General features: G+C 48.4%; 12 protein-coding genes. 6 read left to right on the top strand and 6 right to left on the bottom strand.

Annotation, left to right across the window (positions count from 1 at the left end; genetic code table 11):
* Nucleotides 1-167 (top strand): S1 RNA-binding domain-containing protein (locus A3750_RS24760; RefSeq protein ID WP_156498312.1); only part of this gene is annotated, 167 nt, incomplete at its 5' end.
* Nucleotides 168-296: 129 nt separating this feature from the next.
* Nucleotides 297-779 (top strand): YiiD C-terminal domain-containing protein, encoded by a 483-nt coding sequence (locus A3750_RS01940; protein WP_068452742.1) that lies wholly within the window; start codon nt 297-299, stop codon nt 777-779.
* A 51-nt stretch (nt 780-830) separates the two neighbouring features.
* Here the strand turns inward: A3750_RS01940 and A3750_RS01935 are convergent, their stop codons facing one another.
* The 3 genes from A3750_RS01935 to A3750_RS01925 all read right to left on the bottom strand — a co-directional run bounded on the left by A3750_RS01935 (nt 831) and on the right by A3750_RS01925 (nt 3451).
* Complete coding sequence (locus A3750_RS01935) at nt 831-1199, bottom strand: DUF6746 family protein (protein ID WP_068452743.1); 369 nt, start codon at nt 1197-1199, stop codon at nt 831-833.
* Between the two features lie 109 nt (nt 1200-1308).
* Nucleotides 1309-2400, bottom strand: a complete 1092-nt coding sequence (locus tag A3750_RS01930) for a lipase secretion chaperone (protein ID WP_197466175.1) — start codon at nt 2398-2400, stop codon at nt 1309-1311.
* Between the two features lie 70 nt (nt 2401-2470).
* Entirely contained in the window at nt 2471-3451 is a 981-nt protein-coding gene (locus A3750_RS01925; protein ID WP_068452748.1) for a triacylglycerol lipase, read from the bottom strand.
* Nucleotides 3452-3668: 217 nt separating this feature from the next.
* Between A3750_RS01925 and A3750_RS01920 the strand changes: the two genes are divergently transcribed.
* Entirely contained in the window at nt 3669-4466 is a 798-nt protein-coding gene (locus A3750_RS01920; protein ID WP_068465225.1) for a helix-turn-helix domain-containing protein, read from the top strand.
* On the opposite strand, the gene bioA is transcribed toward A3750_RS01920, so the two are convergent.
* Entirely contained in the window at nt 4449-5726 is a 1278-nt protein-coding gene (gene bioA, locus A3750_RS01915) for an adenosylmethionine--8-amino-7-oxononanoate transaminase (RefSeq protein WP_068453739.1), read from the bottom strand. The two genes, A3750_RS01920 and bioA, sit on opposite strands and share 18 nt — an antisense overlap.
* Before the next feature lie 29 nt (nt 5727-5755).
* Nucleotides 5756-6547: a pseudouridine synthase gene (locus A3750_RS01910; RefSeq protein ID WP_082863101.1), complete on the bottom strand. Its 792-nt coding sequence runs from the start codon at nt 6545-6547 to the stop codon at nt 5756-5758.
* A gap of 99 nt (nt 6548-6646) precedes the next feature.
* Between A3750_RS01910 and A3750_RS01905 the strand changes: the two genes are divergently transcribed.
* Together A3750_RS01905 and A3750_RS01900 are read left to right on the top strand one after the other, a co-directional pair.
* Nucleotides 6647-7831 (top strand): efflux RND transporter periplasmic adaptor subunit, encoded by a 1185-nt coding sequence (locus tag A3750_RS01905; protein ID WP_068453737.1) that lies wholly within the window; start codon nt 6647-6649, stop codon nt 7829-7831.
* Nucleotides 7832-7840: 9 nt separating this feature from the next.
* Nucleotides 7841-10975, top strand: a complete 3135-nt coding sequence (locus tag A3750_RS01900) for an efflux RND transporter permease subunit (protein ID WP_068453736.1) — start codon at nt 7841-7843, stop codon at nt 10973-10975.
* A gap of 57 nt (nt 10976-11032) precedes the next feature.
* Here the strand turns inward: A3750_RS01900 and A3750_RS01895 are convergent, their stop codons facing one another.
* Nucleotides 11033-11854: an SDR family oxidoreductase gene (locus A3750_RS01895; protein WP_068453735.1), complete on the bottom strand. Its 822-nt coding sequence runs from the start codon at nt 11852-11854 to the stop codon at nt 11033-11035.
* 256 nt (nt 11855-12110) lie between these two features.
* Here A3750_RS01895 and A3750_RS01890 point away from each other — a divergent pair, with 256 nt between their 5' ends.
* Entirely contained in the window at nt 12111-12833 is a 723-nt protein-coding gene (locus A3750_RS01890) for a hypothetical protein (protein ID WP_068453746.1), read from the top strand.
* Nucleotides 12834-12836: the final 3 nt, after the last annotated feature.

Genomic DNA, 12836 nt, shown 5'->3' with positions numbered 1-12836 from the left:
GTAAAGATGGTTTGGTTCACATCTCGCAAATTGCTGAAGAGCGTATCGAGAACGTGACAGACGTGCTTTCTGAAGGTCAGATGGTTAAAGTGAAGGTCCTTGATGTTGACAACCGTGGTCGTATCAAGTTGACGATGAAAGACGTTGTTGCTGACGCTGAAGTCTAACTTTAGCTGATCAAATAGCGCGCTAGCGGTATGATATATCGCTCGCGGCTTTCGTGAAAAAGGAGCTCATGTGAGCTCCTTTTTTGTAAGCGTATAGCGAGTATTAGCAAAGATTGACCGGAACACGATATGACTAAGCACTTCACCCGTTCACAACACGAGATTGCCAGCCGAGCCTTGCAGGATTTCTTTATGCTCAATGTGCCTTTGGCGCGTGCGGCGGAGATCTCCGTGCACTCTTATGATGGCGAAAAACTGGTTTTTAAGGCGCCGCTAGAACCCAATATCAACGATAAGGGTACGGCGTTTGGTGGCAGTATTTATGTCTTATGTGTTTCGACAGCGTGGGGTATGAGCTCTATCAAGGCGCAAGAACTAGGGCTCGATGGTGAGCTGGTTGTTGCGAAAGCCGAGATCGAATATCTGCGTCCGCTTAATGAGGATCTCCACGCAGAGGCGGTATCTCCAGATGAAGAATCACTTCAACACTTTAAAGAGAGCTTCGAGCGGCATGGTAAAGCGGTGTTTGAACTGGACGTGGTTGCGAACAATTCTGAGGGAAAAGCCTGTGCGCGTTTTAGAGGTAAATATGCCTTACTGAAACGCAAATAGTTGGAATTTTTAACGCAAAGGGAGGTTTGTCGCCTCCCTTTTTAATGCCTCTTACTTAATGATTTGGCGTGATGCGTTAAGGTACCTGGCTCCGCTTTCGCGAACTTTATCGGCATTTGCGTATTCAGTTGCCTGATGCACGGCCTCCAGATCTTCGGCTACGGTATACATTGAGCTGGTGATGAAAGCCAAAGCGTCTTCCATGGTGTAGGTCAATTCGTGGATCTCATGCAGTGCAAGGGAGTCCAGTTCCCCGTTCAATTTATCTTCAAAGCGCTGGTTGTAATCGTTAAAAACGGCCACAGCTTGAGAAAGCTCCGTAAATGTCTTGCCTTTAAAGTGCTCCGGCTGCTCGCCGTATGCGGCCGAGCCAATGCTGAGAGAAAGGACTAGGGTTGAAAGAAGGTATGTCGGTTTCATGATGTGCCTCTATATTGCAAATAATAATAATTCGTATTTGCAATATAGAGATTTCTAATCTGTTAGGCAAGAAAAATTTGGAGGGTTTCGTCTTATCTCTAGGTTGCGTTTACTTGAGGCGTCCGTCGTTCATTAAAGCGATGACTCTCTTGTGCTCACTTGCCTCAAACTGTTCGTCCAGCAATCTTTCGATTTCTTTGTTCTGATCGCTTTCGGTCATGCTCGAGCTCAAGATTTGATTGCGCGCGTGAGAGAATATGCCAAGTTTGTCTTGCCATGAAGCTCGCTGCTCATCGAGCTTTCTTAGGTCTATTGCAGCCTGCGCACCAAGCGCCTGTTCGCGGGCAGCGAAGACTTCATCTTCGCTTCCGCCGTTCGCTCGTATTTGGCTAACTTCTGTCCGTAACTGAGTGTGAGAGAGCATACGTTTTCGGCTTTTTAAGCTTGATTCGGGTAATAGGCTGAGGGCTTGATCCAGTTTTTGAGCCTTTTCCTTAGTGCTAAGTTGCTCGTCTTGATTGATGCGCATCTGTTCGATCATAAAGGCATTATGTGCATCGTCTTCTTCAAAGAAACTCTCGTATTCACTGTGATTGAAAAAGTTCGTGCGAAACTCCTTCAGAGCTAGTTGGCTTGCGATGATTCTTTCAAGATCACTCCCATTTTCATTGGTAGTCGAAAATTCCTCTTCAAAATCGATAAGGTCAATTTTATAGTCAAGATAGCGTTTCAATAGTGAGAGCGCATCGCTACGAGCCGGTTCAGAAAAGGTCTCATTTATTTCTGCCTGGATGAGTTTGATGATACTTTCAAGGTCTGTTTCATTAAGTGCAGTTAGGTATGAGTCGAACATATGGCGGATGGATCGTGAGGGAACTAGATGGCCTTGATCATCGATTAGATGAGAAAGTGCGTAGTCTAGGCCTGCAATAGATTCTGGCGATGCAAGTGCTTCCTCATCAAGGTTTACTGGCTGTTGATGCAGTGCTGCGTTAATCGATTTTGCCTGCTCCGCAGTGACAACAGTGCTTGCTATCCCTTGCTGTTGATTTGTATTGCGTTGGTCACTTTTAAATACGCCGGGCGAGATAATGAAAATAGCCGCAAAGGTAACGGAGATGGCGACTGTGGTTTTGATGGCCAAATGCGAGTGCAGAGCACGGGCCGCCCATGAAGATTGTTTTTCCGTTTCGTTAACCATTATCAAAAAAACCACAAATGCATCTAAAGGTAAGGGGGAATGAGCGCAGAGAACTGCGCTCATTAAAAGTTTACAAGCCAGCGTTCTTTAAGCGCTTGGCGTGATTTTTAAAGATTGTCTTTGGATCTGTTTCAAAGATGTTGGTCAAACCAAACACGTGATTGTTCGCATCGAGGTGATTTAAGTTGTAGCTATCCTTAATTACCTTACCGAAATGCGATGAGCATACGCCAGTAATACCGTCGTTACGCTCGCCTGAGCCAAGAAATGCCAATGTGGTAATGCCGAATAACGGATCTGAAATGTCAAACGATACGGTGGTGGCTGTTCGATCGCCGCTCCAAGAATAGAGGCGGATGTCGTTGCCATTGATGTTTACAACTTGGTCGCCGCCGCCACAAGCTGTCGCCGGCACTCCATGTGAATAGGTCGCATTAAACTGGGCAGATCCAGCTTCGGTAAATTCGCTGAGCATTGCGAAAATATCGGCTTTGTCTTTGGTGTTATCAGAAAGCAGGTTAACAAGATCGCCGACGGTGTTGGCAAAGGCTGAGAACAGAGTGCCTCCAATTGTTGCTGGTGGAAATGCGCTATTCACAAGGTCTGCAACTGGAGTACCTTTGTTGGGTGTATGAATTGTGGTGACCGAAGCAACGAGATCGGGACGGGTTTCCATTACATAGCGAGAGGTGATGCCTCCCTGACTATGCCCAAGTAGATTAAACTTATGGATACTGCCGCCTGATGCGGCTTTGATGTTTTCCAGTTGCTCAATCAGGTCTTCGCCTCGTCCAACAGAGCTGTCAAAAGCGTTAATCGCCGCAACATAGACTTCTCCGCCTTCTGATTCAAGGTGGCCCGGGATCTGGTGCCAGTAATCAACAATTGAAATGCTGTCGAAGGCAAAAATTCCAGGTACCAGCATCATGGGGTGCTTAGTATCTGCTTCCTTGTTATCAAATAAATCGGTAAACCAGCCTGCCTGTGCAGGAGCAACAGATGCGCAGGTTAGTGCAGCTGTTAGGGCTAGGGTTTTCTTAAGCTTCTTCATTGATCGTGTCCTCATATTTATTTTTATACTGAACTCACAACATCAGTGGCGCACAGCATAGAGCTGCTTAAATAGTGAGCGCTTGTAGAAACTGATGCTCTTCTGGTTTTTTGTGATGATTTGAGTTTAAGGTCACGAATAACACGATCTAATGTGATTAATTTCTTATGACGCGTTAGTCTGATTTTGTAGGCGATTGCTATTTAAAAATAACAATATGAACAGTAAATCTTTGCTCTATCTTTGGAAGGAACGGACGCTTTATTTGGGGCGTTTGGATGAACCTCTTCACTTGTTGCAAGGGGCAGCGACGCTGTGTCTGTCTCTGGAGGGCGTTATGTCGATCCAGGTTTCTGGTCTTGATCGGGAGATTGAAGCGCGTTCTATACTCTTGCCGCCCGGCTGTTCGGTTTACATTGATACCCGAAACCAACTGATTGCAAACTTGAATCTGGACGTGATGGGCTCAGATTACTTCTTTTTGAGCAATATTATGCCGCGAAAAGAAGGGGGCTTGAGTCTGGATCTGAACGAAGAGCACAGCTTTCGGGAGGCGTTCCGAAAAATTCATCAGTCTGCTTATTCTAGCGATGAGGCAAGGCGATATTTGTATGACTTGATGGGTGCGCAGGCGAAGACTGAATTCCCACGCGATGATCGCGTTCAAAAAGTGGTTGAGTCTATTCAAGGCGCGATTGATCATAACCTTCCAATCGAATATTTAGCTAAATCGGTTAGCTTATCTACTCCAAGGCTCGTTCAGTTGTTTAAGCGGCAAACAGGTGTTCCGATTAGGCGTTATCGGCAGTGGCATCGGCTTTTTGTTACTGCGTCACAGATAGGTGAGGGTAAAAATCTAACGGAAGCCGCGCTTGCCGCAGGTTTTGTGGATCTTTCGCACTGTACTAACACCTTTCATCAGATGCTTGGTGTGCGGCCTTCGTATTTCTTGCAGAGACCCGAGGAAATCAAGGTTATCACCCAGCAGGCGTGCGCTTCAGTTGTCGAGGGATGATATGACCTGAACGATTCCTGCACAAAGCGCAGCGATATCACGATCCTCCATCACGTAAGCGGGCATTACGTAAACAAGCTTGCCGAAAGGTCTGACCCAAATGCCTTGCTCTACAAACATGGGCTGAATCTCGGCCATCTTGACCGGCCCTTTTAGTTCCACCACGCCTATGGCACCAAGCACTCGGACTTCAGCAACCATATCTAGATCGCAGCAGGGTGCCAGACCGTTTTCAAGTTGTGAGGCGATGCCTGCAATAAGCGGTTCTAGATCATACTCCATAAGCAAATTTAAACTTGCCAGAGCGGCGCTGCAGGCTAAAGGGTTTGCCATGAAAGTCGGGCCGTGCATGAAAACACCCGGGCTTTGCGATTGGATTGTTTCGGCGATCTCTCGCGTGGTCATCGTCGCGGCCATGGTCATATAACCGCCTGTTAGGGCTTTGCCCATGGTGATGATGTCGGGGATGATGTCGGAATGCTGATACGCAAACATTTTCCCTGTGCGGCCAAAGCCGGTCGCGATCTCATCAAAAATAAGTAAAACGCCGTGCTCATCGCACAGGGTGCGCAGCCGATTGAGGTAATCGGCTGAGTAGAAGCGCATACCGCCAGCGCCTTGAACAATCGGCTCAATAATAACCGCTGCAATTTCTTCACGATGCTGACCGAGTAGGGCGGTCATCTCAGCAATGTCTTGGCCCTTGCAGATGTGGCCGAACGCGGTTTCAGGAGCGGGGGCGAACACATTCTTAGCGAGTGTCTTTTCAAACAAGGAATGCATACCGTTGATGGGGTCGCATACCGACATCGCGCCAAATGTATCGCCATGATAGCCATTACGGACAGTGAGAAAGCGTTGCTTGTTGGGTTTGCCAAGACTAGCCCAGTACTGAATAGCCATTTTCATCGCAACTTCGACTGAAACCGAGCCAGAGTCGGCAAAAAATACCGCCTCTAGGCGTTCGTCATGCAGCTCAAGGAGCTTTTCAGTGAGTTGGATCGCAGGGTCATGCGTTAGCCCGCCAAACATGACATGACTCATTTTTTCTAGCTGTGCATTGAGCGCAGCGTTCATTTTTGGGTGGTTGTAGCCGTGGATGGTACTCCACCACGATGACATGCCATCAATGAGCTCCCGTCCGTCTTTGAGTTTTATTCTGCAGCCACTTGCAGAGTCGACATGGAAGATCGGGTTGTCAGAGCCAATGGCACTGTAGGGATGCCAAATGTGCTGTTTGTCGATATTGATGTCCGTCATGGTGTCGCTCTTTCTCAATTATTTGCGGGTTAGCGTGTTTTATGATTCTGCAATGTCTCTAGTGTTGCCTGAAAGTCTGCCTCGAAAGGGCAGTGTAATTTGAGAGGTTCCCCGCTGACGGGGTGGGTCAAAGACAGATCGCTCGCGGCTAGCATCAATCGCTCACACCCTAACTCTTCGCGAAAAATGCGATTGTGGTTTCCTTTTCCATATTTTACATCGCCTGCAATAGGGTGGCTAATGTGCTTCATGTGGCGACGAAGCTGATGTTTGCGCCCGGTCTTGGGAGCGAGCTCAACATAGCTGTAACGGCAGGTTGGAAAGCGGCCATCGGAGAAAGGCAGTTCGAATGTCTGCAATCGCTGAAGGTGTGTGAGTGCGTTCTTCGCATCTTTGGCATCCGCCTTTTCTTGTTCGCTCTTAAATGCTGCGATCTCTTTCAGTGGGTGATCGATTTCCTGAGTCTCGGCCGTAAAGCCACGAACAATCGCAAAGTAGCGTTTTTGAACTGTCCGGTTCTCAAACTGCTCTGTCACGCGTCGGGCAATATCTGAATCAAGCGCGAACAGTAATAGGCCTGAGGTTGGCTTGTCGAGCCGATGAACCGGGTAAACCCATTGACCAATTTGGTTGCGAAGAATGCGCATTGCATAACGCTTTTCTTGTTTGTCGATTGGAGATTTGTGTACCAGCATTCCTGCAGGTTTGTGAACCGCAATGAGATGCGCGTCCTGAAATAAAATTTCTAGCTTTTCGTCTTCCTGTCTCGAGCGCTCTATCAACGTCGGGTCTTGTGGACTATCTTGGTTCGTTTTGTTCATGCAACAGTCTTTTGATCGCTTAGTTTTAGAGATTCTAACGGTTGTTTGGTACTATCGCGCGGTTAATTTTTACTCTGTACACTCTTTTAAGGAATATCCATGTTCGCAAGCTCTATGCGCCTATCTGCAGTTCTGGCTTCTGTCTTCGTTTTGCTCGCAGGGTGCTCGTCGCAAGAAGACGGTGACGCGCCACAGCAACCGGCGCAAGCGCCGCAAGCCGTTCCGGTAAGCGTGGCAACTGTTTCAGCAATGGAAATGGCCGCCACCAAGGTATACACCGGACGGCTTGAGGCGGACCAGATGGTTGTTCTAAATCCTCAAATTTCTGGGCAAATAAAGCATGTCACGTTTGAAGAAGGCGCGTTGGTAAAACAAGGGGATGTGTTATTTGAAATGCACTCTAGCACCCAGAGTGCGCGTTATAACGAGTTAAGGGCTGAGTTGGAAAGTGCACGCGCTCAGGTTGAGCTGGCGAAAAGAATACTTGATCGAGCCCAGAGCTTGCGTCAGAAGAACTCTTTGTCTCAAGAAGAGCTTGATAATCGAGGTACAGAGTTAACGAAGGCAACCGCGGATGTCGCAGCATTAGAGGCGGCTGTCGCTGGCGCAAAAACCATTCTTAGTTACACCAAAATCAAGGCACCCATTGATGGGCGGATCTCCAGCGCATTTGTGAGCGAGGGCAACTGGATTAATCAGGGGCAAACTCCGCTGACAGAGATTGTATCGACAGAGATTTTTCACGCGTATTTTGATGTAGATGAATCTACTTATTTGGAGCTGCGTAAACTCAGTCAAAACAACCTGAACAACGTCGTGCTGATGGGCATCGGATCTGCTTATGCTTTCCCATTCAAAGGGCGGATTGATTTCGTCGATAACAAGGTGGACGTGACAACGGGCACCATTCGGTTGCGTGCCGAGTTCATTGATAAGGAACAGCAGCTAACAGCAGGCTTGTTTGTGCGTTTGATGTTGCGTGTTGAAGACCCGAAAGAAACCGTCTTGGTGAAAGAAACTGCCATCGCGACCGACCTAAACTCCAAATATGTACTTGTGGTTGATGAGAACGATATGGCGCAGTACCGTCCAATTCAAACGGGGTTGCGTTACGGACCTTTGCGCGCAATTACATCCGGACTCTCGCCAGAAGAGCGCATTATCGTGTCTGGTTTGCAGCGCGTTTTTCCAGGTATGCCCGTGGCGCCTGAAGAGACCACCATGGTCGATGAGGCTTTGCTCGAAGAGCTAAGAAAAGATCAAGCCGCGTTGGTTCAGAACTAGGGAGTAGTAATGAATTTTTCGCAGTTTTTTATTGTTCGACCGATTTTCGCGAGCGTGCTCTCGCTGCTTATTTTTATTGCCGGTTTGATCGCGGTCTTCCAGCTTCCAATTACAGAATATCCTGAGGTTGTTCCTCCTACGGTCGTTGTGAATGCGAGTTATCCTGGCGCAAACCCTGAAACCATGGCGGAAACCGTAGCAACGCCGCTCGAACAAGAGATCAATGGCGTTGAGGGGATGTTGTATATGTCCTCACAAGCCACCTCTGACGGGAGTCTGGCGATCACTGTGACGTTTGAGCTGGGTACCGATGTGGATGATGCGCAGGTGCAAGTTCAAAATCGTGTTGCTCGGGCTGTTCCTCGTTTACCGCAAGACGTGCAGCGTCTAGGTGTGACCACAACAAAATCGTCGCCAGACCTGACGATGGTCGTCCACTTGCTCTCGCCGGACGATCGTTACGACATGCTCTATCTCTCCAACTTTGCCAAGCTGAAAGTCCGTGACGAGCTTGCCCGTTTGGAAGGGGTTGGTAATGCGCTGGTGTTTGGTGCAGGTGATTACGCTGTTCGTATTTGGTTAAATCCGGAAAAAGTCGCGGCGCTAGGTATGACGACGACAGACGTCATTGGCGCGATTCGCGAGCAAAATCGGCAGGCTGCAGCAGGCACGATCGGTGCTCCACCGAGTGCTGAAGACAACCCGTTTCAGTTGTTGATTAAGGTAAAAGGTCGTCTTGAAGGCATTGAAGAGTTTGAGAATGTTGTGTTGCGAGTGGGCGCTAGCGGCGCCATTACACGTCTTAAAGACGTTGCGCGTGTAGAGTTAGGCGCAAACAGCTACGCGCTTCGTTCGTTACTTGATAACAAGCAGGCGGCTGCCATTGCGATCTTCCAGCGTTCAGGCTCGAATGCTATCCAGATATCCAATGACGTTCGCGCGCGTATGGCAGAATTGCAAAGAACGTTTCCTGAGGGCATGGAATACAAAATCGTTTACGACCCGACGGTGTTCGTTCGTGGCTCGATTGAAGCCGTTGTAAAAACCCTGCTTGAAGCGATGCTCTTGGTGGTGATTGTTGTTCTGCTGTTTTTGCAGACATGGCGTGCCTCGATTATTCCTCTCGTTGCGGTACCGGTGTCATTGGTTGGCACCTTCGCGGTCATGCATGTGTTCGGGTTTTCGTTGAATGCCTTGACGCTGTTCGGTTTGGTATTAGCCATCGGTATTGTGGTCGATGATGCGATTGTTGTTGTCGAAAACGTCGAGCGCAATATCGCGCTTGGTCAAACCCCAGTGGAGGCGACCAAAAAAGCGATGCGCGAAGTTACAGGCCCGATTATCGCGACCTCTTTAGTGTTGAGTGCGGTGTTTATACCAACGGCTTTTATTTCAGGTTTGAGCGGGCAGTTCTACAAACAGTTTGCCCTCACCATCGCCATTTCGACCATTATCTCTACCTTTAATTCTTTAACGCTTAGTCCGGCGTTGGCAGCTGTATTGTTGAAGCCGCACGATGCAAAAAAGGATTGGTTGTCACGGGTGATCGATGGGCTGTTTGGCCGTTTTATCTTTGCGCCGTTTAATCGATTCTTTGGTGCGTTAACCAATGGTTATACGTCGCTACTGAAGATTATTGTGCGTATTGCCATTTTTGTGTTGATTCTCTACGCAGGCATGATGGCGGCTACCAAGTACTTGTTTGATACAACGCCAACAGGCTTTGTTCCGCAGCAAGATAAAATGTATTTGATCGCATTCGCCCAGTTACCTGATGCGTCGAGCCTCGATAGAACCGATGCTGTGATTCAGCAAATGGCAGCGATTGCGCTTGAACACCCGGGTATTGAATCTGCGGTCTCTTTTCCAGGCTTATCCCCTAATGGCTTCTCGGTCTCTTCAAACGAGGGGATTGTTTTTGTCACCCTCAAACCCTTTGAAGATCGACAAACGCCCGATATGTCGGCGAACGCCATTGCGGGTGCGCTCAACATGCAATTTGGGGTGATTAGCGATGCCTTTGTTGCGATTTTCCCACCTCCTCCGGTCATTGGTCTGGGCACCACGGGTGGCTTTAAATTACAGATAGAAGATCGTGCGAACTTGGGTTATGAGCGTTTGTATCAGGAAGCGCAAAAGGTGGTGGGTCAGGCATGGCAAACGCCTGAGTTAACGCAAACCTTCTCGTTCTTCCAAGTAAACGTACCCCAGATCGAGATCGATATCGACCGCGAAAAAGCCAAAGTACATGGCGTCGCGATCTCCGATATTTTCGACACCCTGCAAGCTTATATGGGCTCGGTGTATGTGAATGATGTGAATCTCTTTGGTCGAACGTATCAGGTCAGCGTGCAGGCTGATCAGGCATTTCGTGCGGACGAGACACAACTGGAACGACTCAAAGTGCGCAATAAAGACGGCGATATGGTGCCTTTGTCGTCCTTTGTACAAATTCAGCACGGTGCTGGGCCAAACCGTGTCGGTAAGTACAATGGCTATATTGCTGCAGACATTAATGGTCAGGCGGCGCCCGGTTATAGCTCTGGGCAGGCGGAAGAGGCGATTATCAAGATTCTTGATGAGACGCTGCCAAACGGCATGGTTTACGAGTGGACTGACTTGAAGTACCAGCAAATTCTTGCGGGCAACACCATGGTGTATATCTTCCCGCTTGTGGTGTTGTTGGTGTTTCTTGTCTTGGCCGCGCAGTACGAGTCGTGGTCAATGCCAATGGCGATTATTCTCATTGTGCCAACCGTGTTGTTGTCGTCGATGACAGGGGTCGTGCTTTGGGGTTTAGATAACAACATCTTTACCCAAATAGGCTTTATCGTGCTGGTGGGGCTCGCCGCCAAGAATGCGATACTAATTGTGGAGTTTGCGAAAGAAAAAGAAGACGAAGGTATGGCCTTACTTGCTGCGACGCTGGAAGCAAGCAAGCTGCGCTTCAGGCCGATCCTGATGACATCAATTGCCTTCATTATGGGCGTTGTGCCGCTGGTATTCTCAACGGGTGCCGGTGCAGAAATGCGTGAGGCGATGGGGGTGGCCGTGTTCTCCGGAATGATCGGTGTGACGGTGTTTGGCTTGTTGCTGACGCCGCTATTTTACGTGCTCGTGCGGAGGTGGTTCGGTAAGGCTTAAACAAAAAGGCCAGAGTAACAGTGTGTTGCTCTGGCCTTTGTTCTTGATCGCTTCGTTTTAAAACTCTGCCTGCATCACCTTTTCGACAATGCGGTGATAGCTCTCTGGTAACCATCTTCCTGCCCAATCAAATAGGTAGGCATCTTTGCCGATAAGGATCTTATACTTTTTCTTCTTAACGCCATTCAAAATGGTGGTTGCCGCAACATCCGGAGTGGTAAAGGTCAGCTTATCAAACAGTGCGACAACATCTTTTTTGGAATGACTTGGCTTCGCGCCACGATAGAATCGGCCGCTTTTGGCAATGTTGGTTTTGATGCCGCCAGGGTGGACGGTAATTGGCGTAACGTTGGTGTTTTTCAACTCCAAGCGAAGCGCTTCTGTGTAACCTTTTACCGCGAATTTGCTGGCGTTGTAGGCGCCCTGTGTTGGTATGCCGACCAAGCCAAAGACACTAGAGATGTTAACCACAGCTGAGTCATCAGAGCGTTTGAGCAACGGTAGAAACAGCTTTGTACCATGCACCACACCCCAGAAATTGATATCCATTAACCATTCAAAATCTTCATAGGTGGTGTCTTCAACGGTCTGCGACAACGCGACGCCAGCGTTGTTGACGATCATGTCGGCCAAGCCGTATTTCTTATCGACCGCGTCAGAAAACGCTTGCATCTGGTCTTTTTTGGATACGTCTACGAGCATGCTCAGCAAGCGGGTATCATCCAATTTGAGTATGCCAATTGTTTCATCTAGCGCAGCCTGATTTACATCGGAGATAGCCAGTTTGGCGCCTTGTTCCGCAAGTTGCATGGTGAGCGATCGGCCAATGCCGGAGCCTGCACCCGTTACAATGCACACTTTATCTTTGAAATTTTTCATAGTGGAGGACGTTCTTTTAAGTTGTTGTTTGTAGCGTCATGCTAGCACCCGCGCCAAAGTGCTCCAACTCTTGCGGCTAGGAGCAATTTTACTTATTCGGCCATCTTTTCTTTCGGCTTAGAAACACAGCAGTATCTAGTGGAATAGGGAGGTGTGATCGCGCGTCAGAAAATGGAGGTATGGGATGCTTGGAGTACCGTTTATACTTGCCGACGAATGCAAGGTATCTAGTGGTGCGATAAAAAACAGGTGCGAGATGGTAGCAAGAACTAAGTTGGTGTTGGTGGGGATGTTATGGCTGTTGGTTTGCGCCGGCGCCGATGCGAAAGAAAAACTGACTAATGACCCTACAAAGATCGAAACGAAGCTGGGGCTTGGCTATCAAGATGACTGGTCTTTTAGTGGGTCTCTGGCCTTTGATCCAGTGCGGAAAATCAATCTAAGTGTGAAAGCGGATGGTAACGAATGGCGAGGCGGCGGCTCTTGGTTGTTTGATATTGGCATTGTGAATCTAAACTTCGGGCGCACCGAGTTTGACAATGGTAATACCCAAGATTCCTATAGTGTAGGGACATTTTTACCGCTGAGCATTTTTGGTTTTGCGCCCGGAGGTGTACAGATTTTTCCTATGTTCGGATACGCGTATTCCAATGGTGAAACGATCTGCGACACGCGCCCGGAAGACTCGGAGTGCTACGGATTTATTTCACCAGAAGACGGGTTTTTAATCTATATCCCGACTGAAAATCACAGTGGATATATAGGCGCACTTGCGTTAAAGCCGTTAAGTGACGAGTGGACCCTGCTCACCGTTCTCAACTATACCCAAGGTAGTGATGATTTTAACTCTGCATTTGGCGCGCTAGGCGCTGGTTACACGTTAAATAAGCGCCACTCTATGAGCTTGATGGCCTTCTCGGTGGATAATACCTATGGCGATAAATCGGGTATTGGTGCGTCCTACAAATACGCATTTTAAGGG

Source organism: Oleiphilus sp. HI0079, assembly GCF_001635105.1.
The sequence above is the reverse complement of the archived record's forward strand: the minus strand, read 5'-3'. Positions and strand labels throughout refer to the sequence as shown.